Origin of the sequence: Hyphomicrobium album (assembly GCF_009708035.1) — a bacterium.
Taxonomy (GTDB): domain Bacteria; phylum Pseudomonadota; class Alphaproteobacteria; order Rhizobiales; family Hyphomicrobiaceae; genus Hyphomicrobium_A; species Hyphomicrobium_A album.
The window spans coordinates 38686-62480 of sequence record NZ_WMBQ01000003.1 but is presented as its reverse complement, the minus strand read 5'-3'; the positions used below and the strand labels follow the sequence as shown (position 1 = coordinate 62480).

Here is a 23795-nt window from a genome sequence, read left to right as displayed (position 1 = left end):
GCATTTGTTACGAAATAACGCGGGCAGCACGGCATGAGCATCTTGCGCCCGCATGCCGCACTATGAAGTGAAGCCGTGAAATAAACGTGGACAAACAGAAGGCCTCGTCATCCATCTATGCTATAGTTAACTGAGATTATTATGCTCTACTGCAGACTTTCGGCACAATCGTAGCAAGTGGCGAGTGCATCCTCTGTAGTGCAGACCTTTTGATTTTTAGCACTCGCAAATCTCGACACGCGGCCGGCCAAGTCCAGGGCTTACGTGTCCGTATTTTCGGTCAGAAGGTGAGGTTTTCAACCTACGAGGGCTTCCATGACGGTTGTAGGACGTTTCTCCACACGGCCCCTCTACCTTCAGGTGAAGGACATGCTGATCCAGCGCATCGCGGCAGGTGCCTGGAAGCCCGGTGCGGCCATCCCCAACGAGATCGAGCTATCCCGTGAGCTCGGCATCAGCGTCGGAACCGTACGCAAGGCCCTCGACGAGATGGAGAGCGAGCGGCTGATCTCCCGCCGCCAGGGACGCGGCACCTTCGTCATCGACCAGACCTCCAACGAGCATGCGGTCCGCTTCAGCAATATCCGCGATGCCAACGGGATTCGGATTACGGGTGAGGTCGAAAGCTGCTCCGTCGCGGCGGCCGCGGCGAGCGATGTCGAAAGCCGCCGGCTGCAGCTGCGCACCGGCGAGCCGATCTTCCACATCCATCGCGTCCGCACGCACAATGATGCGCCGCTGATGGTCGAGGACGCGACCGTCCCGCAGTCCCGCTTTCCTGGCTTGCCGCAGGAAGAGGACGTCACCCTGAGCATCGTCGTTCTCGCCCATCGCTACGGGGTGCTTCTGGCACGCGCAGAAGAGAAGGTTGGCGCCACCGCCGCCAAAGGCGGGATCGCCAAGGCCCTGAAAGTGGCGGAAGGCACGCCGCTATTGACGCTCGACAGCGTCGTCTACGCGATTGACGGCCGGCCGATCGAGTGGCGCGTGGCGCACTGCCACCTCAGCGACGACCACTACTTGGCCGAGATGAGCTGACCGGGTTGCGTTCAGCTGCCCAGTCCGAGCGCCCGCGCCATGGCGCGGAACACGAAGGTGTTGTCGACGCGACCGCGGAACGCGTCGGCCCCGGGGCCAGAAGCCGTCAGCACCACATCGTCGGCGGCGTGCACGCCGGTGCGAGCCGTAAATGGCAGATTGCCGATTTTTCGCGCCGCCCCTGGCTTGCAGTATTCCTCGTTGGCGACTGCCGGCTGCTTGTCACCCTCTGCTGAAGCCGTCGGCGCCGTCGGCTGGTTCTCGCCGGCGAGGTATGGCTTTCCCGGATCGCAGTAGTCGGGATAGGCGGCAAATACCATGGCCAGCCGCCGGGAGACCTCGACCGTCGCCGGATAGCCTTCGGCATCAGGCGCCGGATAGTTCGGAAATTGCGCTGCCGAGTAGGTTTGCAGGCGATCGCGCAACTGCTCGCCCTTGCTATCGTCATAGGTGCCGATGATCGACACCGGATGCGCGTGATCGGGCACGACGATGATCAGGGTATCGTTGTTCTTGGCCGCAAAATCCTTGGCGAGCTTCACCGTATTGTCGAGCATGATGGTGTCGTAGACGGCGCGTTCCCAGTCGAGCGAATGGCTGTACTTGTCGATGCGGCCGGCCTCGACCATCAACAGAAAACCCTTGTCCGAGCGCGACAGAACCGCAAGCGCGGCGCGCATCTCGTCGGTCAGATCGGGCTGGTCAGGGAACTTGGCGACCGTTCCCTTCTTGAGGAACTTACGGTCGAGCGAGCCGTCTATGTTCTTGTCGTTGAAGAGGCCGAGCAGCTTCGTTGTCTCGGGCTTGGCGGCGGCCGCGGCGAGCTGCGTTGCCGTATCGACGAACGTGTAGCCCGCCTCCGCGAATTTCTCGATGTAGTTTTGGTTGTCCTCTCGCTTCGCACGCGCTTCGCCCTTGGGAAGAAAGTTCGGCGTGCCGCCGCCCAATATGACTTCCGGCTGGAGCGAATAGAACATGCGCACAATGTTGTTGTAGTCAGTGCGTTTTCGCGTGTGTGCAACCATGCCGGCGGGCGTCGCATCCTCGATTTCGGTGTCGGTCACGACACCGACCGCGATCCCCAGCCGTCGCTTGGCGAGTTCGGCTATCGTCTCGATGTTGGGATGCCCGAGCGTGCTGCTGTTCAGCGCACAGTAGACTCCGAGGGCGTTGACGCAGGTCTTGTGGCCCGTGGCGTAGGCCGTCATGGCATTGGCACTGTCGGTGACGATGGAATCGGTCCCCGACGTCGACACCAGCGCCATGTGGGGCATGTCATCCATGGCGAGCTCGCCGCCGTAGCGGCCTTCGACGATGCCCTTGGATAGCATGCGCGCCGCGGTGCGGTGCGCCATCGACATGCCGTCGCCGATGAGCAAGATCACGTTCTTGGCGAGACGTCCTTCGGGCGTCCCGTACACAGTCCAGGTGACGGTGGCACGCTTGTCGCCTGCGGTCGCCTCGACGATCGCCGTACAGGGTTTCGCCATCCGCACACCGCGGATCCAGTAGGCGGTGTGACCGAGGTCGTCCTCGTCGACGGCGATCAAAGGCTCGCGGCCGAGCACCTTGGCCGCGTCTTCGCCGTCGATGGTCACCTTGATGTCCGAAGCAGCAACTGCACCGGGAAACTCGACCTTGAAGTCGAAGCTCGCGCCGGTGAGGATCTGCGCTCTATCGATCGGATAGATGGTCTGGCCGACAGCGGCGGATGCGAGGGCGCTCAACGCCACGAGGGCGCGAATGATCGACTGCATGGGGCTGGCGTCTAATCCCGACCTGTCCAGCCACGGGCCTTAGCCCCGCGGCGTGAAGCGTATGTGACAGAGCCGGAGGGGCGCCCTCTCAGAAGTCTTGGCAAACACAACGTTAAGGTCGGCGTGGAATTTCCGCGAACGGCATTCAATGCGTGGAGTATTCCGGTACCACTTTGCTAACGAATACCAGCGGCAACCATTGAAATTGTGTTTGTTTGATTTCAAGTCTTGGACATTCGCGCCGGCGGGGAGGCCAGTTGCGATGCCTGGGGGAGCCAAGCACACGGCTGCCCGTTGGAAGGCGATGGGGGCTTACAATGACGGACGTGCTGAACCGACAGCTATTCGGTCTACTCGCTAAAAACAAAGTCCTGAGGATCAAGGGCTACTCGCTCGCCTACGACACGGACGGCGGCATCGTGATCGACCGCGCCGGTCATGTGCATGGCATCTGGAGCCACGATGCCCGCAGCTACACCTGGGTCTCGCCCGGCAATACCGAGCCCAAGTTCCGGACTCGAGACGCGAAGTCGGCGGTTCTCTACACGGTCGTGGTGCTGGCGCAGGATTGAGCGCGGCGGTGCGGCTCAGTTCGCTTTTTCGGGCAACCGGGGAAGCGCCATGATCTCGACGCCCTCCTCAACCAAGGAGCGCGCCTCGTCGGACGAGGCGGTCCCGCGGATGGCGCGCTGCTCGACCTCTTTATAGTGGATCTTGCGCGCCTCCTCCGGGAAGCGGCTGCCCACGTCCTCAGAATTGGATTCGAGCACCTGCCGCACTGCGCGCACCAAATTGCGATAGCGCGCCGGGGCCTCCTCCTCGGAGACGTCACCACGCGACCGCGCGGCGACATTGGGGGCCATGATCGACTTCCCGACCTCGCAGCTATTGCACTCGGGGCAGCAGATCTGCGCACCTGCCGATTGCACATCGTAAGACGCGCTCGAAGCGAACCAGGCTTCGAACTCGTGGGCATTAGCGCATTGCAGGCGGTAGCGGATCACGACGCAACCTCGTTTGGCGGCGTATCTGCGGCATATACCACGTCAAACGGCCGGTCGTGCCGCAGCGACGGCACCTGGCGACGAACATCCTCCAGGCGTTGCAATTCCACATCGGCGAACGTGACTGCAGGCTGAACGTCCGCCTCCGCCAGAACTTCCCCCCATGGAGAAATGACCAGGCTGTGACCGAAAGTTTCCCTGCCATTCTCGTGACATCCGCCCTGTCCGGCAGCGAAAACGTAGCACTGGTTTTCAATCGCCCGCGCCCTGAGCAGGGTATGCCAATGGGCGAGGCCGGTCGGTTTGGTAAACGCCGCGGGAACGGCAAGAAAACGGGCTCCGGCCTTGGCCAGCGCCCGATGCAGGTGCGGAAACCGCAGGTCGTAGCAGATGGTCATGCCGAGCTGCCCCCACGGAAGCGCGGCGACCACCGCCTCATGCCCGGGCTCGTAGCTGGCGCTTTCCCGGTAGGATTCGCCGCCCGGCAAGTCGACATCGAACATGTGGATCTTGTCGTAGCGGGCGTCTATGCGCCCCTCAGGCGAAATGAGCAGCGAGCGGTTGACGGGCCGGCCGCGCTCGCCGACGAGCGCCAGCGAGCCGACGTGCAGCCAGATGCCGAGCTCGCGCGCCAGAAAGCGGAACTGCGTCACGCCCGGATCGTCGACCTCCGGCTTGATCGCTGCCAGAAGCCGCTCGCGGTCGAGTTCGAGGATATTGGTCATCTCGGGCGTCTGCACATACTGCGCTCCGCCCCGCGCCGCCGCGCGGATCAGCTCGGTCGCCGCGGCGATGTTGCGATCGACCATGCGCCCGGCGCACATCTGCACGAGGCCGACGCGAAACGACTTGGGTGTGTCCGACATGGCGGGCAACCTCTCTGAATGCCGCCGGTACGGCCGATACGAACGCTAAGCCGTGAGCAGCGAGTCGAGCTTGCCTTCGCGATCGAGAGTATAGAGATCGTCACAGCCGCCGACGTGCCGCTCGCCGATCCATATCTGCGGAACCGTATAGCGACCGCCGGCCCTCGCGCTCATCTCGGTGCGCAGCGCCCGTTCGCTGACGTCGATCTCCTCGAACGCGGTGATGCCCTTCTTGCGGAGCAGCTCCTTGGCCATGTGGCAGTAGGGGCAGAAACGGGTGGTGTAGACGGTAACCTTGGGCATGGAATTAGAAGGGTCCCCTTTCCTGCACCAATCGCACTGCCGCGCCGGTGCTCCACCGAAGATTTAGTACCTCCGCGGCGCGTAGCAAAGTGCGCCAACTGCCTAGGCGGCTTTATTCACCGTCGATTTCAAGGCGACAGGAAGGCGGGATCGGTAACCATGGCCAGCGCCAGCACGTCCACCCGCGCTGCCCCCGCTCGCTTCAGCGGCCGGGCACAGGCACGCACCGTGGCACCCGTCGTGATGACGTCGTCGATGAGCACGATATTGGCACCAGTCAGCGCGCCACCCTGACCGGGTGCCACGGCGAATGCGCCGGCGACGTTGTCGCGCCGCTGCTGGCGGCTGAGGCCGACCTGCGGGGCCGTGCGCCGCGCGCGAACCAGCACCGCGGGTGCATACTGTACCCCGGTTAACCGGGCCACCTCCTGCGCCAGGATCGCCGATTGATTGAACCGCCGTGCGGCCAGCCGCAGGCGCGTGAGCGGCACCGGGATGACGAGGTCGGCGTCGGTCAGCAGTGCGCTGCCGGCGTCGACTAGCCACCGGCCGAAGACGCGCCGCGCATCGTGCCGGTCGCGGAACTTGAGGTCATGGACGAGTTCGCGCATCACGCCGTCGAAGCGGGCCACGGCGCGGGCGCGATCGTAGTCGGGCGGATCGGCCTCGGCGGCGGCGGAGACCATCGTGCCTCCGATGTCGAACGGCAGCGGTATGCCGAGCCGGTCGCACAGCGGCGGGCGGATGAAGGCGATGTCAGCCCAGCAACGGGCGCACATCGCATTATGGGCTGCCAAGGGCCGATGGCAGGCGAGGCAGAGCGGCGGCACCACGAGATCGGCTGCCGTAGCGACGGCAGCTCGCAATGCGCCGACGGCGCTCCTCCCCCAGTGCAGCATGTTGCCCGTTCAGCTGGCCAAGTGCCCCTCGAGCGAGCATGGTAGCGCGGCCCCGCACCCACCGCGAGCACGCATCGTTCCGGAAGCCTGCATTGCCCCCGCCCGACCCCGTCCGCATATTCGACCGCGCACTACTGGCTCAACGCTGGAGACGCGTGGTCGGCGCTGCGGCGCAGCATGACTTTCTCCTGGCACGCGTTGCCAATGAGCTCGCGGATCGTCTGGGCATCGTGCAGCGGCGCTTTCCGCTTGCGGTGAACGTCGGCGCGCATCACGGGCTGCTCTCGCGGCGCCTCCGCGGGCTGGCCGGCATCGAACGCATCGTCGACGTCGACTCGACTGCGCAGCTTCTCACCGACGCCGTCGACATGCGCGTCGTCGCCGACGAGGAGGCACTACCCTTCGCCGATGCCTCAATCGATCTCATCGTGTCGGCATTGTCGCTGCAGCTCGTCAACGATCTGCCGGGCACGCTCGTGCAGATGCGCCGCGCCCTCAGGCCCGATGGCCTGCTGCTGGCGGCGCTGCTTGGTGGCGCGACATTGCACGAGCTTCGCGATGCGTGGCTCGCGGCGGAAGCTGAGATCAGCGGGGGCGCCTCGCCGCGCGTTGCTCCCTTCGCCGACGTGCGCGACTTGGGTGGACTTTTGCAGCGCGCCGGCTTCGCCTTACCGGTGGTCGATTCCGAGACGGTCACCGTCACCTATGCCGATCCCTTGTCGCTCATGCACGAGATCAAGGCGATGGGTGCGAGCAACATGCTGGTCGCGCGCCGCCGTCAGCCGGTGACGCGTGGCCTCGTCCTGCGCGCCGCTGAAATCTACGCTGATCGCTTCGGGGCAGCCGACGGGCGGGTACCGGCGACCTTCGAGATCGTCACGCTCACGGCCTGGGCGCCGGACGAGAGCCAGCCAAAGCCGCTTCGCCCCGGATCGGCACAGACGCGGCTTGCCGATGCGCTCGGCGTCAAAGAGGGAAAGCTCAAAGAGTAGCGCTCAGCCGAGGAGGTCGCGCAGTGGCGCGATCAGCGGCTCGTCGGCCGGCGGCATCGGGTAGTCCTTGAGACGCAGCGGCCGCACCCAGGCGATCTCCTGCCCCTCGCGCGGTTCGACCGTGCCATCCCACTGGCGGCAGAGATAAAGCGGCATCAGCAGGTGAAACTTCTCGTACGAATGGCTGGCGAACGTCACCGGGTGCAGGCACGTCGGGCAGACGTCGATGCCGAGCTCCTCGAAGAGCTCGCGCCGCAGTGCCACTTCGGGCGTCTCGCCGGCCTCGACCTTGCCGCCGGGAAACTCCCACAGCCCCGCCATCGACCGGCCCGGGGGGCGGCGCGTGATGAGGATGCGGTTGTCGACATCGACGATAGCGGCGGCGGCCACAAGCAGAATGGGCTGGCTCATGGCCAGCCCATACCCGAGGTTCGCGTTGGTGGGTAGTGCCTCGTAAACGCCGTACGAGGGAGCGTCAGGCGTAGCGGGCGCGCAGAACCTCGAACTTCTGCACCTGCTCCGGCTTCAGCTCGCGCTTTTCGTCGCGCCCGACGAAGATCTTGAACATCGCGTCACCGGCGGCATTGAAGAACTGCACCGACATCGAGATGCGCTTGGCACCCCGCGCCACGAAGGCGATCGACTTGCAGTTGTCGGCCTTGATGTGGCCGCCGATCGGGCTCTCGCCGTGGATGTTGAAATAGCCGTGCCCGAAGCTGCCCGGCGGCAGGCTGCCGGTGCACTCGAGCACGATGTCGGCATTGTGGATGAGGAACAGGATATCGCCCCAGGTGGTGATGTCCTGCATGATGTCGGCGAAAGCTTCGCCCGGCGCCACCGTTCCCTGCTCCGCAGGCAGGTTGCGCACGACCTCGAGCGTACTGACGCCGTATTCGCGGGCGATCTGCTCGAGCAACTCGCCGGGTGCGGCGGCAATGCGCGCGACCAGTGACGGCCGCTCTTCGACTTCCGTGTTCATGTTCGACTCTCTCTTACTCGGCCGCCTGAGTGCGCGTAGAGCCGTCCGCCTTCTCCTCCTGCAGCACCGTGAAGCCCTCGAACTCGGGATGCCCGAGATAGAGCGGCTTGTTGCCGCCCGCGCGGGCGTGCGCCTTGCGGAACTGCTCGGACTTGGTCCACGCCTCGAAGTCGGCGTGCGAGGCCCACATCGTGTGCGAAGAATAAAGCACGTGGTCCTCGCGCTCCGGACCCTTCAAGAGGTGGAACACGATGAAGCCCGGCATCTCGCCGAGATGCGTCTCGCGGCTGAGCCACACGTGCTCGAAATCCTGCTCGCTGCCCTTCAGCACTTTGAACCGGTTCATGGCGATAAACATGTTGCTTTCCTTCCTTGCAGGTGGCCTCGCCCACACGGGCTAGATGAAATGCGTGTCGGCGGATGCTGCCATCCGCCGACACCGGTCTCAATAGTCGGCCTTCACCCAAGCAGCGGCCGTGTCGAATTAGAACCGCGCTTTGGCTGTCAGATAGACCGTGCGTCCGATACCCGTCGTGTTGCAACCTGGAGAGTTCGAACCAAAGCACTGTCCGCTTGGCGATGTAAACGTCGTCGACAAAGCGGGGGTGTAGTCCTCGTCGAAGAGGTTGTTCACGTTCAGACCCACGTCCAAGTTTTCGCTGAACGTATAGTTAGAGAAGAAGTCGACCACTGTGTAGCCCGGCATAAAGCGCGATGCATACGGCGGCGGCTGGCCGGGGCCGGGCGTGCTGTTCACTGCGCCCACGTCCGTCTCCGAGAAGTAGGACACGCGACCGCCCAATGTAAGCTTCCTCGCCAACAGACGCACACCAAGCGATCCGATTGCGGTGTGTTCGGGCACGTAGTTCGGAGCGCCGAAGCCCGCGGTCTGTGAAGGTAGGTCGGTATGCGTATACGTGTAGCTTGCGCCAGCAAACACGTAGCCGGCGTCGTACATGCTCTGCAGCTCCACGCCTTGCACGGTAGATTCGCCGGCTGCGTTGCAGAAATAGACCGCGCCGCCAGGGGCGGGGCAGGCGGTGATGTAGTTCTCGATACCCATAGTAAAGTAGTCGGCCTTGAGCCGGAAAATGTCGTCCCTCACGATCGCGCCGTCATAGGCCGTATTAAATCCGAACTCCCAGCCTTCCTGGCTTTCAGACTCAAGGAATGGATTGGCCTGAAATGCAAAAGTGGTGGCACCAGGATGCGACCCGCCGGCAAGCGTCTCCGAAATCGTCGGCGCGCGGAACGTCTGCGAATACGTCACGTACGGCTGGAACCAGGTGTACGGCTTGGCCGACAACGTCAGCTTGGGGCTGAAGCCGCCTTCCGATCGGTCAACCGTATATGGTCCGACGGGGAGCGGTGGGAGCGGCGTGACCAGCGTGCCACTGCCGTTCAATGTGTAGGTGTCGTAGCGCAAGCCGGCGATGAAATCGAAGATGCCTTGCGAGAAGGTCGTCTCCGAGAACGCGCCACCGATGCTGGAAGTGCCCGACGGATTTACACCGCCGAGCGCGGCTGGCTGATAGCGATTGTAGGCGTCGACATCATCGCGAAAATATTCATAGCCGTACTCTGATCGCACGAGAACGCCGCCTAGACGAAAACGCGAGACGTTCGAAACGTCGAAGCCCCAACCGTCATCGTCCATGACACGGCCCCACGAGGATCCCTGCGGCGGGGTGCCGACCGTCGGGCTGGCGTCCGTGCCGTATTTCATCGTCACTTCGTTGCGGTAGCCGTTCAACCTGAAGTCTATGAGGTCGTTGTCGATGGGCTTGTAGGCGTACTTCGCCGTGAAGGTGTTCGAGATCACCTGCTGGTAGTACGAGTTGGCGAAGAAGTCGTTGTTGTAGAACACGCCGCCGAAGCGCAGCGAGTTCTCCTCGTTGATCTGGAAGTTGGCCTTGAACAGCCCTGAATAGAGATCCTGGAACGTCAAGGGCACGGTGACGCCGTTACCATTTTCGTAGTCGGCCGGGTTACGCCTGCCGACCGCTCCAGCGATGCCGACACCGGCGCTCTGCGCTGCGGCGGCCGCCAGCCCCGTGAATCGCTGGCTATTTGTGCCCCAAGTGGTGCTCGTCAATCCGCCGACCGTCTGCCCCGGCAGCAGGATGTCCTGCACATCCAGCGTGCGCAGATTGGCCGCGCCGGCAAGCGCACCCGCGCCGCCAGCCGTCGAGACGGCGCCCCGCTCGATCTCGATGCCGGCGATGAGCGAGGGATCGATGTAGGCGAAGCCCTGTGCTTCGTGGCCGGTGAAGCGGAAATTCTGCCGCACGCCGTCAATGTTGGTGTTCACACGGCCGGAGCCTTCGAAGCCGCGGATGTTGACGGCGAGACCCGCGTTTTGCGGGCTCATGCGGGTAAACGTGCCCGGCTGCGCCCGCAGCGCGTCATCTAGGCTTCCATTGCCGTACGTCGCGAGCTCTTCACCGGTAACGACACTCACGCCGGCGGGAACGGTATAGGGCACCTCAGACGGAGCCACTGCTTTAGCAGCTGCGGTCGTCGGCGCGGCCATGGGAGCCGGTGCCACCGCCGCAGGCGCAGCGGTCGGAGCCTTCTTCGCTGCCGCCTTCTTCTTGGCGGCGGGCTTGGTGCCTTCGACGGTCAGGGGGGGCAGCTGCGCATCTTGCGCGAGGGCCTCGCTGGCAGCGGCGGCCGCGATCGCCGACACGCCGAGAAGAAGCAGTGTCCGAGCGATCGGTCCCTTCCCTGAAGCGCCGGGAGTACGGGGGCGCTCAGGCTTTCCGTCGCTATGCTTTCTCGGATCGTCTCGCTCTGGTTCCGGTGCACGGAACTCGAACTCGGCACACGGACGCACACTTTCGCTACGCGCAAACATAACTCAGCCACCCCCCTACTGGTACCAAGGGCTGGCTGGCTCACGCACGACGAACGCGTACTTGGCGGGCTTGCCTTACACGTCGCCTCGACAGGAGGCGTACGCAACACCCGGGTTAGACCGGGCTTGTGCAAGCTACTCTTTTATGACTAATAGAGTCAACAATGTGATTGCCGCACACCTGTCACATCCCGCTTAGGGTGGCGGATATAGCGCGGCGCACATTTCGAGGCAGCCCAAGAATGATGGAGCGCAGGTCATGACGACCGCCGCCGAAGAGCGCTATCGCGCCAACGCAATTTCAGAAACCCATGAGACCAGTGACAGGAAAGTGCGCGTTATCGTCGCCGAACTGTTGCAAGGCGGCCGCGAAGCCATACTCGAGCACGATGGACAGGACTATCGGCTGCGTATCACCGCGAACGGCAAACTCATTCTGACGAAGTGAGGCCCCATGACTGACATCCGTGCATTGCGCCTGGCGATGATTTGCGCCGCGCTTCTCACTGGCGCCGCGCTCCTCTCGGTTGCGCGCGCCGAGCAGATGATCACCGATGCGAGTGGCCGGCAGGTCAAGGTCGCCGACACGTCGCGCATCCTGTCGATCGGCGGCGACGTCACCGAAATCCTCTATGCGCTGAAGGCCGACGACAAGATCATCGCTGTCGACTCGACCAGCCAGTTTCCGGATGAGGCCCTGAAGACCAAGGCCAACGTCGGCTACTTGCGCGCGCTGTCGTCGGAGGGCGTATTGTCGACCAACCCGTCACTCATCATCGCCGGCAAGGATGCCGGCCCGCCGCCTGTCGTCGCGGTGCTGAAGGCGTCGTCGATTCCGTATATCGAGGTTCCCGACACCCAAACACCCGAAGGCGTCGCCGCCAAGATCCGCTTCATCGCCTCGGTCGTCGGCGCACAAGCGGCCGGTGATGCGCTGGCGAAGGACATCGAGAACGATTTCGCTTTGCTCGCCGAGCAGCGCAGCAAGATCGGCAAACCGAAGCGCGCTCTCTTCATCTTGAGTGTGCAGAACGGCCGCGCCACGATCGGCGGTTCCGGCACGAGCGCCGACGCGATGATCAAGCTCGCCGGTGGCGAGAATGTCGCGGCAGGCGCGCAGGGCTATAAGCCGCTCGCCGACGAGGCCGCCGTCGAGCTGGCACCCGACGCCATCGTAACCATGCAGCACGGCCGCAATGGGCCGCCGTCTGCCCACATCGCCACCGTGAAGAGCCTGCAGGGCAGCCCGGCGCTGCAGAATCACCAGGTCATCGAGATGAACGGCCTTTATCTTCTCGGCTTCGGCCCGCGTTGCGCGCGCGCAGCGCGTGAGCTCATGATAGCGCTCTATCCGGAGCTGGCTCAGAAGCGTGCGAGTTCGTCCGAATGACCGATGACGCTCTGCCTCTGCACGCGCAGCGTACCGAGGGCGTGCAAAGGCTGAGTCCAACGCAGCTGATCGTCGGCGCGGCGGTGCTTCTGGCAATTGCCGCCATCGCCTCGCTGTCGCTTGGCCCGACCGGCATCACCCTGTCGTCGTTGCCGCGCGCCATCGCCTCCGCGCTCGGTTTCCCGGCCGACAGCGCCGCCGCGCGCGAGCAGCTCGTGCTCATCGATATACGCCTGCCGCGCACGCTGCTTGCCATCTTCGTCGGAGCGAGCCTCGCCATCGCCGGCGCAATGATGCAGGGACTGTTTCGCAATCCGCTCGCCGATCCCGGCCTCATAGGCGTGTCGTCGGGCGCGGCCTTGGCGGCGGTGGCGACAATCGCCCTCGCCAACGGCATTGCCGCGCCGATCCTGGCACCGTTTGGCGTCTACGCACTCCCCGTCGCCGCCTTCCTCGGCGGCGCGGTGACCACCGGCGTCCTTGTTGCCGTCGCCGGGCGGCACGGCCAGCTCATGGTCGGCACGCTGCTGCTCGCCGGCATCGCCGTCGGCGCGCTCGCTGCCTCGCTGACCGGTCTCATCGCCTTTGCCAGCGACGACCGCGAGCTGCGCGATCTGACGCTCTGGATGATGGGCAGCCTCGGCGGATCGAACTGGCCGAAGGTGCTTGCGGTGCTGCCGTTTGCGATCCTCGTCGTGATCATCACGCCGCGGCTGATCCGAGGCCTAAACGGGTTCCTGCTCGGCGAGGCGGAAGCTTTTCACCTCGGCATCGACGTCGAACGGACCAAACGCGCAGTCGTCGTGGCGACCGCAGCCTCGGTGGGCGCCGCCGTGGCCGTCGCCGGTGTCATCGGCTTCGCCGGCATCGTCGTGCCCCATGTCGTGCGGCTGTTGGCCGGGCCCGATCACCGCGTCGTTCTGCCGGGCAGCGCGCTGCTCGGCGCCGTGCTGATGCTCGTCGCCGACATTGTCGCGCGCATGATCGTGCGGCCCGCCGAGCTGCCGATCGGCATCGTCATGGCTGCGATTGGCGCACCGGTCTTCCTGCACCTCGTCTTGCGGCGCGGCATTGGCGGCATGGAGTAGCGACATGCTGAGTGCGCGCGCAGCCACGTTCGTCGTCAACGGCAAGACGCTGGTCTCCGATATCGACCTCTCGGTCCGGCCGGGACGGCTGGTGGCACTCGTCGGTCCCAACGGCGCCGGCAAGTCCACGCTGCTGCGCCTGTTGTCCGGCGAGCTCAAAGCGACGTCGGGCACCGTCGCACTCGATGGCCGCCCTCTCGCCACCTACACGGCAGCCGAGCTCGCCCGTCGGCGGGCCGTTGTGCCGCAATCGACGGCATTGTCGTTCCCTTTCACCGTGCGCGAAGTCGTCATGCTCGGCGCGACCGTTCCGGGCTTCGTCGAGCCGCCGGCGCACATCGCGCGTGCCGCCTCGGACTGCATCCGCACCGTCGGACTGTCGGCACTCGAGAACCGGCTGTTCACGCATCTGTCGGGCGGCGAGCGCCAGCGGGTGCACATCGCGCGCGCACTCCTGCAGCTCGCCATCGCCGAGCGCCCGGGCTGCGAGCCCTCGGTTCTGCTGCTCGACGAGCCGACCGCCAACCTCGATCTCGCCCATCAGGGCGTCGTTCTCGAGGAAGCGCGGCGCCAGGCGCGGGCGGGGCGAGCGGTGCTCGCGATCCTGCATGACCTCAATCTCGCCGCCGTATTTGCCGACGAGCTGGTGTTGCTCAGCCAGGGACGCGTGGCGGCACGCGGCACGGCGCAGGACGTGTTTTGCGACGAGCTTCTGTCGCGCGTCTACGGCTGCGATGTGCGTATCAACGTCACGCCCGCACAGGGCATCCCCTTCGTGCTGCCGCACGCCTTCCACAGCCACTAGGTCTGTTTCGAAGCATGCGGGGCTCGGGCCTTGACGCTGGCGCCGCCGATCACGACCATGCGCGCTGACAACGGCCTACTGGCACGGAGCATCTGCATGCTTGTCGTCGAAAAGAATGGCCGGACGACCGTCGTCTCCGGTTGGCGGGCGTGGCTGCTGGCGCTCGGAGTCGTCCTCGGCGCGATCGCCGCCTTCTTCTTCCTCGCCTTTGTTTTCGTGGGGATTGCGCTGACCATCGGCGCGGTGGTGCTGATCGCGCTTCCGGTGATGATCGCCATCGCGCTCATCGGCTCGTTGGTGAGCCGCCGCCCCTAGCAGCAGTCTGGCGCCGGACCCGTGCGGATCCGGCGCCAGCGAAGCTGGGGAAGGGAACTCGCCAGCCTCTTTCTTCCGATGCACGCCGTGCAGCGCGCATCGTGAGGCGGCAAGTTCTATGCCAGGGCATCAAGCCCGATTTCGCAGCAATTTCGCCGCCGCCGCCCGACCGGGCCTGCGCAAGCGCGCGGCATTTGCCTGTTGCGCGGGCAAATGGGACTCGCGTTGCCGGCTGGTGGTGGCGACCCCGACAGGATTTGAACCTGTGACCCCCAGATTAGGAATCTGGTGCTCTATCCAGCTGAGCTACGGGGCCTTTGTTGTCGCCCATACTATGGGCTTGATTTCACTAAATAAAGCCAGACGCGATTCGCGCCAACAAAGTAGACCACACCGACCGCGCTCCGTAATGCCCCTCTGCGCCCATTTGCTGGCCAGTCAGGGTGCGCTACCAGCCCAAGGCTTTGATTTTGCTTTGGGCTGCCCAGAGAGAGCACCAGATAGCACATCAACGTTGGAGGAGTGACCACGCCTGCCGGGCGCACACCCGCCTTCCAGAACGTCCGATAATCCCCGAAGCGGACATTGATGCTCGGTGGGGCGACTGGGGCCAAGTGTGGACGCCGCGCTCGGTGCGTTGTGCCCAGACGCTAGTAGTTGACGATGAAGCGCCCGCTCCCCGAGTGGATCTCGACATTCTCCGCGCCAAACCGCCCGTCATAGCTGAAGCGAAGGTCGAAGCCGGCGTTGGCATCGAGGATGTCGAGCCCAGCGGAGACATTGGCAATCGTCTGATCGAGATCGCTCACGGAGGCGAAGGTACCGGCACTCGCCGGCGCCGCTTCGAAGGTCGCGTTTACGCCGAGCGTCGATTCGCTGAACCATGTGACGCCGCCTCGGACATAGGGTCGGAACAACACGCCATGCTCGTTGGCGAGTTGCGCGCCGATCTCCAGCGACGGCGTTCCCGCGTAGACCCACTCGCCGGAATCCACCACGTGCAGGTTGAGAGCGCCGATGCCCGTCTCCTGGAACCCGCGGGTGGCGAGGTACGTCGCGGTCACATCGATGATGGGCTTGGCGTAAAGATTGCCGGCCGTGAAAAGCTGCGCCGCCCGCAGCTGCAAGTGGGCGTGCCCGATATTGTGGTCGGCCTCCGCGCGATTGACGCCAGGAAGGATGGCGCCGAGGTTGACGAAGCGCTCCGTCTCATACCAACCGTAGCCGCCAGTTGCCGCGGCGGAGAGCAGGGTCGAGCCCTCCTGGTATTTTAGAACGCCGCCGAAGTTCATCCGGTTGCCCTGGCTTGCGGCCAGATTGCCGTTGTCGAAATCGGCCTGCTCATATTCGATGGCGCCGCCGGCACGCCAGCGCGGCGACAGGTAGAGCTGCCCGCCGGTGGAGAACGCGAACGTCGTCTCCCTCGCATTGGAGAAGTCGTCCGTAGGGCCCTTTTCAAGGTACGCACCCGACGCGCGTGCCCACAAGCACTGACCCTCTCGGATCACCGCGCCGGTATCGCCGCCCACGGGACAGCTCTGCAGAAGATTGCCGAAGCGTTGCGCCGAGAAGAGGACCGGAGCGAGCATCGCCGCGTAGGGCTCGGCGTGCACGCGCTCCAAGGTGGCCGCCAAAATGGCTCCCTCGTCAGCCTGCAGATTGCCAAGGAAGGCGAAGAAGGGACCGAGTCCCTCCGAGCCATCGCCGGTCAGCACGGTGTTGATGAAGTCGCCGGCCGACTGCTGATTGCGCGTCAGGTCAACGCCGTTGGGCGTGAAGTCGATGCCGTTGATCGCGAGTTGCACCTCGCTTGTCGTAGTCACGACGCCGAAATCAACGGTCAGGGTGTCCACGGCATCCATGCCGTTGTCGGTCACCGCACCGGTGCTGCGGATGAAGGTTTCCGGCGGGGCAAGGCGGGCCAGCGAGATCAGGTTCGGCGTTACCAGGCCGTCGACGATCGTGGTGCCGCTGACCGTCAGCAGGTCGGACGGTGCGATGGCAAAATTGAAGTCGCCGGCATAGTTGCCAGGCGCGGTCTGCTCATAGCTGCCGGTCAGCGCCGTCGTCGTGACCACGTCGAAGCCGCCCACGTCGAGCTTGCCGGCATTCGACAGCAAGCCGCCGGCGAGGTTGATCTTGGTGCGCGTTTCGAGCACGCCGGCGCCCAAGTTGCTGTAGTTGTTCACGTTCGCCGCCGCCCCGTGGTAGTCGAGGTCGATGTTGCCGATGACCTCGCCGCGGCTGGTGACGGTTTCGGTCTGATCCCCGCCCAGGAGGACCTGCTCGCCCACTGCGTAGAGCAGGCTTCCGGCGCCAATTGTCAAAGTATTGGTGTTGTCGCCACCATCGATGACGATCGCCGCCGCGGTACCGGTCCCATCGTCAAAGAGGTCACCGCCTTCGATGGTTCCCCCATCGACGTTGACCGTGATCTTGCTGCCGCCGTCGCCGCCGGTGCTCTGCGCAAATATGCCGATGCCGTTGAAGGAAGGCGAATAGATGGAGCCGGTGTGCGTGACGTTGACCGTTCCGCCCTTGCCCTTGCCGCCGATGGTGCCGGCAAACGCAGTGCCGTCGGAAACGTCGAAGGTGTCGCTCTTGTCACCGTCGAAGTTGAGGTCGGTATCAATCTCGGCTTCGGTAATGGCCACCGTATTGCCGACAATACCACCGCCGCCGCCCACCGACTGGGCGAAGATGCCGATGGAGCCGGCGCGTTCCTCGGCATCGCTGCTGGCACCGCCCATGACGACGATGTTGCCGGTCGTCGTGACGTTGACCACGCCCCCGTCGCCGGTGACGCCGTTGAGCAGATCGATGGTCGAACCCTTGAAGGTGATGGACGTCCCATCGCTCGTAAAGGCGGCCTGGAGAAATTCGATCACCTCCGAGCCGGAAAGCGAGTCGAAGAGCGAATTGAGTGCCGCATTGTTGCCAAAGGCGCTCTTCAAGCCGCTCAGCACCGAAGTCTTCATGGCGTCGGCGCCGGCCTGAAGACCAAGGCTGAGCGCGTCCGTCACGGCCGTGTCGAGGCCGGTCGTGCTCTGGCCATTGAGTGGGTCCGCCGGCGAGTAGCTGAGCGGGTCCGCAACGCCGGTTCCGCCGGCGGAATCGTAGAGCGCGGCGAACTGAGCGGCCTGCTCGGCAGAGATCGGCAGGCCGTTCTGGTTGAGGGTGGTACTGGTCGCTCCGCCGGGGCCGAAGCCGAACAGCGCCTGCGTCTCGGTCAGTTCCGTCGACGTCACGGTGCCATCGCCGTCGAGATCGATGCCGGGCACATCCGCAGCGCTCGTGTACTGCACGAAATCGCGAACGATCTTGGCCTCGTCGCGACCGAAATTCTTGATGCCGAAGGTGATGTCGCCGGCAAGGCCGCCGCCGCCGCCGACCGACTGGGCGAAGACGCCGTACGAGCCGATGCCTTGCGTGACGATGTCGCCGTTGTTGACGACCGTAACCGTATTGCCGTTACCGGCGGCGCCGCCCAGGCCACCGATGCCGATCTTGCCGACGTTGGTGAGGTAGGCTTGGCCGCCGGCACCGCCGCCGCCGCCCACCGACTGGGCGAAGATGCCGTGCGATGCATTGCCTTCGGTGAAGATACCCCCGTTGTTGGTGACCAACACCACCCCGCCGTCGCCGGAGGCGCCGCCGAAGCCGCCGACGCCGATGCCGAAGGTCGGCAGGAAGATCTTCTTGGCGAATTCCTTGATGCCGTCCTTAAAGCCATTCTTCTTGATGGCCTTGATCAACTCCGTGCGCGCCGACCGCGCGTCGCCGAAATCGGCCGCGCCACCGTCGCCGCCGCCACCACCGACCGATTGCGCGAAGATGCCATCGGCGAGGTTGCCTTCAGTTGAGATGGTGCCACGGTTGGTGACTTCCACCATGCCGCCGTTGCTGCCGGTGCCGCCGAAGCCGCCCACCGATAGGTCGCCCGTGAACCCCGTGCTGGCCTTGCCGCCGGTGCCGCCGCCGCCGCCGACCGACTGGGCGTAGATCGCGGTTGCCTGCTCGCCTTCGGTCGTGATGGCGCCCCGGTTGTCGACAGTGACCTTCTTGCCCAGGCCGCCGGCGCCGCCGAAGCCGCCGAGCGCCACTTTGTATTTCTGCGAACGGAACTGCTTCTTGACCGTCTGGTCGTTCTCCAGGATCGCCAGCTCTTTGCTCGACACGGACGAGCTGCCGCCCGTACCGCCGCCGCCGCCCACGGCTTGCGCGAAGATGCCGAGCGAGCCGGTGCCAAAGGTGAAGATGTTGCCGTCGTTGGTCACGTCGACGGTGCCGCTGTCGCCGCCGGCGCCGCCGAAGCCGCCGACCGTGACGGTGAGCTGCTTGCCGGGCTTCAGCTTCTTGTCCAGCGTCTCGTCCTTGCGCTGCAGGGTGAACCCGCGCGTATCCCCGCCGGTGCCGCCGCCGCCGCCCACCGACTGGGCGAACACGCCGTAGGCGCCGTGGTAGACGGTGATGATCTGACCGTCATTGTCGACGATCACGTTGCCGCCCTTGCCGCCGGCGCCGCCGAAGCCGCCGACGGCGAGCGAGATGGAGGTCGAATTGCTGGCCGCGGCCGCCGCCGTCGCCGCGGTGCTGGTACCGCCCGAGCCGCCGCCACCACCAACCGACTGGGCGAAGATCGCATGCCCGGCTGTGCCGAAGGTCACGATGGCGCCGGTGTTGTCGACGTCTACCGTGTCGCCGTCGCCGCCGGCGCCGCCGAAGCCGCCGACCGAGACGGCGATGCTGTGGCTGTTGGCTCCGTAGCCGCCCGCGTAGGCGCCGCCGGCACCGAGGTCGAGGGATTCGGTGTCGCCCGTCGCTACCTTGGTGACAGCCGTGTCGAGCAGAAAGTCCTCGCCCCAGATGTCGTCGCCGAGGCCCGTGTCGCCACCCGTGCCACCACCGCCGCCGACGGATTGGGCGAAGATGCCGCGCGCTCGCTCGCCGTACGTCACGATCGTGCCCGAGTTGTCGACGTGCACCGTCCCGGCGTTGGCGCCGGTGCCACCGAAGCCGCCGACGGAGGCCGACAAGTTGTAGTTGTTCGAGGATTGATTGCTGGCGCCGACAGCGAAGGCGATCGAGCCGCTGAAGCCGCCGGCGCCGCCGTCACCGCCGATCGACTGGGCGAGGATGCCGTGGGCGAACTGTCCGGCGTGCGCCTGGGTGGGATCGCCGGTCGTGATCGTGCCGTCGTTGTTGACGTCGACGGCTCCGCCTATCGCGCCCTGGCCGCCGAAGCCGCCAACCGTCAGCGCCGCATTGAGCGAGCTGTTGCCGCCGGTCGCGACATTGAACACCGCGCCGATTGCGCCACCGCCGTTGCCGCCCTTGCCGCCGATGGACTGGGCGAGGATGCCGTAGGCGAAATCGCCGGTGGTGGCGATCTCCGCGCTCGCCGCCGTGTTGACGTTGACCGCGCCGGCTTTTCCGCCGCTGCCGCCGAAGCCGCCGACAGTCGCGCCTATGGCCAGCGTCTGCTTGTCCTTGCCGGTGTTGACGACGCCGGTGAGCGAGGCGGCAAAGCCGCCCGAGCCGCCGCCGCCGCCGATCGACTGCGCGACGATGGCCGCCGCGTTGTCGCCGCTCGTCGAGATCCTGCCGCGGATGCCTTGCGTCTTGCCTACGGTCACCGTGTTTGCGGTGCCGCCGACGCCGCCTTTGCCGCCGACCGCCACACCGACCGCGCCGCTGACCTCACGTGACATGGTCCCCGTCGCTGCGACGGTGAAGCCGCCCTGGCCGCCGTCGCCGCCGATGGACTGGGCGAGGATGCCGTAGGCGCTGGCGCCGCGCGTCGTGATATTACCCGTGCTGTCGACGTCTACGGTGCTCGCCGTCACGCCGGCGCCGCCGCCGCCGCCGATCGACACGCCCACCGCACCCGAGTTGCTCGCCTGCGAGAAGGCGAAGGAGAGCGCCACCGATCCGCCGCCGGCGCCGCCGCCGCCGCCGATCGATTGCGCGACGATGCCGATGGAATTGTCGCTGCCGGTCGAAAGATTGCCGCTGTTGTCGATGGTGACCGCGCCGGCCGTGCCGCCTGGGCCGCCCGCACCGCCGACCGCAATCGACGCTGATGCCGTCTGCTCCTTGCCGATAGCCACCGCCGCCGCGCCGCCGATACCGCCAATGCCGCCCGAGCCGCCGATGGACTGGGCGAGCAGCGCGTGCGCGTCGGTATTGACGCGTTCGCCTGCTGCGTTGGTGTTCGAGCCGCCGGAGGTCGAGACGGAGGCGGTATTGGTAAGGCGCACGGCCTTGGCCTTCCCGCCGCCGCCGCCCGAGCCGCCGAGCGAAACGGCAACCGCGCCGGTTTGCGCCTGGGTCGAGCCGGCCAGCGACAGACCAACTGAAAGTCCGCCGGCACCACCCTCGCCGCCGATCGATTGCGCAACGACGCCACCCGAGCGCGCGCCCGTGGTCACGATTCTACCGTCGTTCGTCACGGTGACGGTTCCAGCCTCGCCGCCGGCGCCACCGGCTCCGCCGAGACTGACGGCCACCGAGCCGCCGGCGCCGCCCGTACCGTTCAGCGCTCCCGCAATGCTCATGCCGCCGACGCCGCCGGAGCCGCCGATCGACTGCGCAAGCACGCCGAACGCGTCCGCGCCCCGCGTTGTGATCGCGCCGTCGTTGTTGACCGCCACAGCGTTGGCCAGTCCGCCATCACCGCCGGAGCCACCGAGACCGACGGCAACCGCGATGCCCGAGCCCTTGCTGAAGTTGAGCGCGCCGGCAATCGCCGTGCCGCCGACGCCACCGGCGCCGCCGAGCGACTGAGCGACGATGCCCGAGGCGAGGTCGCCCGTCGTGTCGAGCACACCGGAGTTGTTGGCGGTTACGATACCGCTCGTACCACCGTCGCCGCCGGAGCCGCCGAGGGCCACCGAGACCGAGCCGCCGCCGTCCTTGCTGACCGTAAGCGTGGCGGCAACCGCGTAGCCGCCGGCACCGCCGCCGCCACCGATCGATTGTGCGACAAGGGCTGTCGAGCCGGCACCAAGCGTGGTGATGTTGGCTGCCGTGTTGTCGAGATTGACCGTCCCGCCGGTGCCACCGCCGCCACCCGAGCCGCCGAGGCCGACGGCTACGCTGCCCGCAACGATGCCGCCGGCGCCGCTCGCGGTGATCGTGTTGCCGCCGGATCCGCCGCCGCCGCCGACCGATTGCGCCAGGATGCCGTAGGCGTTGCCGCCGCGGGTTGTGATCTTACCGGTGTTGTCGACGTCGACGAGCTTGCCGACGGCGCCGGCGCCACCAGCGCCTCCCAACCCGACGTTGATGCTGGCCGTGGCGCTCAGGCTGGCTGAAACGGCAAGACCGCCCTCGCCGCCGCCGCCACCGACCGACTGGGCGAAGATGCCGTACGAACCGGAGCCTTCGGTGTCGATCCCCGCGACGTTTGCAACCGATACCTCTCCGCCGGCACCACCGCCGCCGCCGGACCCGCCGAGACTGACGCCCACATTGCCGGAACCGATGGCGCCGGATACGGCCAGGCCGCCCGAGCCGCCGCCGCCGCCGACCGACTGGGCGAAGATTCCGTAGGAGTTGTCGCCATCCGTGTTTATCGAGCCACCCGTGGTGTCGACATCGACCGCGTCGCCTCCGCCGCCGCTGCCGCCAGTTCCACCGATGCTGACGTTTGCCGACAGGCTGGGGCCGACCGAGGCTGCCACCGCGAGGCCGCCATTGCCGCCACCACCGCCGATCGATTGCGCGACGATGGCGCTCGATCGGTCGCGCGTTGTGTTGACGGTTGCGGCCGAATCGACGTTGACGCTGCCGCCGGCACCGCCGTCGCCACCGCTGCCGCCAATGGCGACCGAGGCCGAGTACGGCAACGTGGTCGGAGCGAAGGCCACCGCGAGGCCGCCATTGCCGCCGCCGCCTCCGATCGATTGCGCGGCGATTGCATTCGAATCATCGCCCTCCGTCTTCACGGTCCCGTTGGCATCGACGATCACCGTGCCGCCCTTGCCGCCGGCACCGCCGGCGCCTCCGAGCGCGACCGATACCGCGGGATTGACGGTTACGGCGTTGCCGCCATTGCCGCCGCCGCCGCCAATCGACTGCGCGAGGGTTGCGGTCGCCCGATCGTTTGTCGTGTGCACCGAGCCGTCGGCCGACTGCGTATAGGTCACTATGCCGCCGTCGCCGCCCGAGCCGCCGCGACCGCCGCTGGTGAATAGACCCCCCGCGTTGCCGCCGTCGCCGCCGCCACCTCCGATCGACTGCACCAGCGCGCCGATTGAGCCCGCGCCGATGGTCTTGATGGTGCCGTTGTTGCTGACCTCGACATCGCCGCCGCTGGCGAATCCGCCGCCATTGCCACCGAAAGCGACAAGGCCGCCGCCGGTGGAGCCCTGGCCGGCGCCAGCGCCGAAGCTGCGCGCGTAGAGGCCGTAGGCGGCAGCGCCGCGAGTCTCGATGGACCCGCCGTTGCTCACGATGACTTTGCTGGCATTGCCGCCATTGCCACCGTCGGTTCCCAAGACTCCGAGGCCGCCGGCGTCGCCGCCGTTGCCGCCCTCCCCACCCTTGCTTTGCGCGAACACGCCGTGACCTTCATCGCCGTGCGTGAGGATCGAGGAGGTGGAATTCAGGGTGACATTGACCTGGCCGCCGGCCCCGCCGTCACCGCCGCCGCCGGGATTGGCAACAATGCCTCCCGCGCCGCCGCCGTTGCCGCCATCGCCGCCCTGGCTCGTCGCAGTGACGCCATATCGGGCGTTGCCAGTGGCGACGATCTGGCCGCTGTTGCTCACCGACACGGAGCCGCCGCCGCTACCACTGCCGCCGTCCTCGCCCTCGGTGTAGATTCCGAGGACCGTCCACCAGCCACCGTTGCCGCCTCTGCCGCCGCTGGCGGAGCCTTGAATGCCGTGGGCGTTGCTGGTGGTAAAGCTCGCCGCATTGTCCACCGTGACATCGCCGACGACGACACCCGCACCAGGACCGCCCTGGCTGAGGATGGCGCTGAACTGCGCCGGCGTCACCACAACGTTGCTGCTCTCTTGGCGGAACACCTTATTGCCGCTCTCGACGACGACCTTGATGCGCTCTCCACCAAACATAAGAGCGGTATTCCCGGCGCCGACGAGGATTACGACGTCATCGGATGTGCTTGACGTGCCCTTGTCGTCGGTAAACTCGACGGGCGCCACTTGGATGTTGGAGCCGCCGTCGGTGCCGGACTTGCTCAGCAGGACGCCAATGGTGTTGACGTTGACGGTCGTCTGGCCAGCCACCGTGTCGTTGACGGTGACCCTGTCGACGCCGGACGTGTAGGCGATGCCATCGCTCGCAACGTCGTTGCACGTGCGTTGCGCGCCGCTCGTCGTACAGGTCGAGTTCTGCGCCGCGGCTGGTCCGGCGATCAGGAGCCAACTCGCGGCAAAGCCGACTGTGACAAGTCCAAATCGGCAAATGCCGGTCTTACTCGGGAGCACGCGCCTGCCGGAGGAGCGCAGATGACGAGACTCTAAGCCGCGAA

Annotated in this window: 18 protein-coding genes and 1 tRNA gene; 8 read left to right on the top strand and 11 right to left on the bottom strand. The window is 65.9% G+C overall.

Going from position 1 to position 23795, the window contains the following annotated elements; genetic code table 11:
- Nucleotides 1–315 precede the first annotated feature (315 nt).
- Nucleotides 316–1038, top strand: coding sequence for a GntR family transcriptional regulator (locus GIW81_RS18620; RefSeq protein WP_154740919.1), 723 nt, complete (start codon nucleotides 316–318; stop codon nucleotides 1036–1038).
- Nucleotides 1039–1049: 11 nt separating this feature from the next.
- Here GIW81_RS18620 and GIW81_RS18615 read toward each other — a convergent pair whose 3' ends face one another.
- Entirely contained in the window at nucleotides 1050–2795 is a 1746-nt protein-coding gene (locus tag GIW81_RS18615; protein WP_154740918.1) for an alkaline phosphatase, read from the bottom strand.
- 317 nt (nucleotides 2796–3112) lie between these two features.
- Between GIW81_RS18615 and GIW81_RS18610 the strand changes: the two genes are divergently transcribed.
- Entirely contained in the window at nucleotides 3113–3367 is a 255-nt protein-coding gene (locus GIW81_RS18610; RefSeq protein ID WP_154740917.1) for a hypothetical protein, read from the top strand.
- A gap of 15 nt (nucleotides 3368–3382) precedes the next feature.
- Here the strand turns inward: GIW81_RS18610 and GIW81_RS18605 are convergent, their stop codons facing one another.
- The 4 genes from GIW81_RS18605 to GIW81_RS18590 form a co-directional block, all read right to left on the bottom strand.
- Entirely contained in the window at nucleotides 3383–3799 is a 417-nt protein-coding gene (locus GIW81_RS18605; RefSeq protein WP_324615112.1) for a DUF1178 family protein, read from the bottom strand.
- Nucleotides 3796–4665 (bottom strand): carbon-nitrogen hydrolase family protein, encoded by an 870-nt coding sequence (locus tag GIW81_RS18600; RefSeq protein ID WP_154740916.1) that lies wholly within the window; start codon nucleotides 4663–4665, stop codon nucleotides 3796–3798. Before GIW81_RS18600 ends, GIW81_RS18605 begins: the two co-directional genes overlap by 4 nt.
- A gap of 45 nt (nucleotides 4666–4710) precedes the next feature.
- Nucleotides 4711–4968: a glutaredoxin 3 gene (grxC, locus tag GIW81_RS18595; RefSeq protein ID WP_154740915.1), complete on the bottom strand. Its 258-nt coding sequence runs from the start codon at nucleotides 4966–4968 to the stop codon at nucleotides 4711–4713.
- A 128-nt stretch (nucleotides 4969–5096) separates the two neighbouring features.
- A complete protein-coding gene (locus GIW81_RS18590) occupies nucleotides 5097–5834 on the bottom strand; it encodes a ComF family protein (protein WP_229309460.1) in 738 nt (245 codons plus the stop codon).
- A gap of 188 nt (nucleotides 5835–6022) precedes the next feature.
- On the opposite strand from GIW81_RS18590, the gene GIW81_RS18585 reads away from it, so the two are divergent.
- Nucleotides 6023–6859, top strand: coding sequence for a methyltransferase domain-containing protein (locus GIW81_RS18585; RefSeq protein WP_324615111.1), 837 nt, complete (start codon nucleotides 6023–6025; stop codon nucleotides 6857–6859).
- A 3-nt stretch (nucleotides 6860–6862) separates the two neighbouring features.
- On the opposite strand, the gene mutT is transcribed toward GIW81_RS18585, so the two are convergent.
- From mutT to GIW81_RS18565, 4 genes are all read right to left on the bottom strand, one after another.
- Nucleotides 6863–7270 carry an 8-oxo-dGTP diphosphatase MutT gene (mutT, locus tag GIW81_RS18580; protein WP_154740912.1) on the bottom strand — a complete coding sequence of 136 codons (408 nt, stop codon included), beginning with the start codon at nucleotides 7268–7270 and terminating at the stop codon, nucleotides 6863–6865.
- A gap of 64 nt (nucleotides 7271–7334) precedes the next feature.
- Entirely contained in the window at nucleotides 7335–7838 is a 504-nt protein-coding gene (gene hutX / locus GIW81_RS18575; protein ID WP_154740911.1) for a heme utilization cystosolic carrier protein HutX, read from the bottom strand.
- A gap of 13 nt (nucleotides 7839–7851) precedes the next feature.
- Nucleotides 7852–8196 (bottom strand): antibiotic biosynthesis monooxygenase family protein, encoded by a 345-nt coding sequence (locus GIW81_RS18570; protein ID WP_154740910.1) that lies wholly within the window; start codon nucleotides 8194–8196, stop codon nucleotides 7852–7854.
- A 126-nt stretch (nucleotides 8197–8322) separates the two neighbouring features.
- Nucleotides 8323–10527 carry a TonB-dependent receptor domain-containing protein gene (locus GIW81_RS18565; RefSeq protein WP_324615110.1) on the bottom strand — a complete coding sequence of 735 codons (2205 nt, stop codon included), beginning with the start codon at nucleotides 10525–10527 and terminating at the stop codon, nucleotides 8323–8325.
- A 427-nt stretch (nucleotides 10528–10954) separates the two neighbouring features.
- Here GIW81_RS18565 and hemP point away from each other — a divergent pair, with 427 nt between their 5' ends.
- From hemP to GIW81_RS18540, 5 genes are all read left to right on the top strand, one after another.
- Nucleotides 10955–11143 (top strand): hemin uptake protein HemP, encoded by a 189-nt coding sequence (gene hemP, locus GIW81_RS18560; protein WP_154740908.1) that lies wholly within the window; start codon nucleotides 10955–10957, stop codon nucleotides 11141–11143.
- A 6-nt stretch (nucleotides 11144–11149) separates the two neighbouring features.
- A complete protein-coding gene (locus GIW81_RS18555) occupies nucleotides 11150–12085 on the top strand; it encodes a heme/hemin ABC transporter substrate-binding protein (RefSeq protein ID WP_154740907.1) in 936 nt (311 codons plus the stop codon).
- Nucleotides 12082–13173 carry a FecCD family ABC transporter permease gene (locus tag GIW81_RS18550; protein WP_154740906.1) on the top strand — a complete coding sequence of 364 codons (1092 nt, stop codon included), beginning with the start codon at nucleotides 12082–12084 and terminating at the stop codon, nucleotides 13171–13173. Before GIW81_RS18555 ends, GIW81_RS18550 begins: the two co-directional genes overlap by 4 nt.
- Before the next feature lie 4 nt (nucleotides 13174–13177).
- On the top strand, nucleotides 13178–13978 hold the full coding sequence (locus GIW81_RS18545; protein ID WP_154740905.1) for a heme ABC transporter ATP-binding protein: 801 nt from the start codon (nucleotides 13178–13180) through the stop codon (nucleotides 13976–13978).
- 96 nt (nucleotides 13979–14074) lie between these two features.
- A complete protein-coding gene (locus GIW81_RS18540) occupies nucleotides 14075–14293 on the top strand; it encodes a hypothetical protein (RefSeq protein ID WP_154740904.1) in 219 nt (72 codons plus the stop codon).
- A gap of 239 nt (nucleotides 14294–14532) precedes the next feature.
- On the opposite strand, the gene GIW81_RS18535 is transcribed toward GIW81_RS18540, so the two are convergent.
- A tRNA-Arg gene (locus GIW81_RS18535) sits at nucleotides 14533–14609 on the bottom strand.
- Between the two features lie 334 nt (nucleotides 14610–14943).
- Complete coding sequence (locus tag GIW81_RS18530) at nucleotides 14944–23751, bottom strand: autotransporter outer membrane beta-barrel domain-containing protein (RefSeq protein WP_154740903.1); 8808 nt, start codon at nucleotides 23749–23751, stop codon at nucleotides 14944–14946.
- Between the last annotated feature and the right edge of the window lie 44 nt (nucleotides 23752–23795).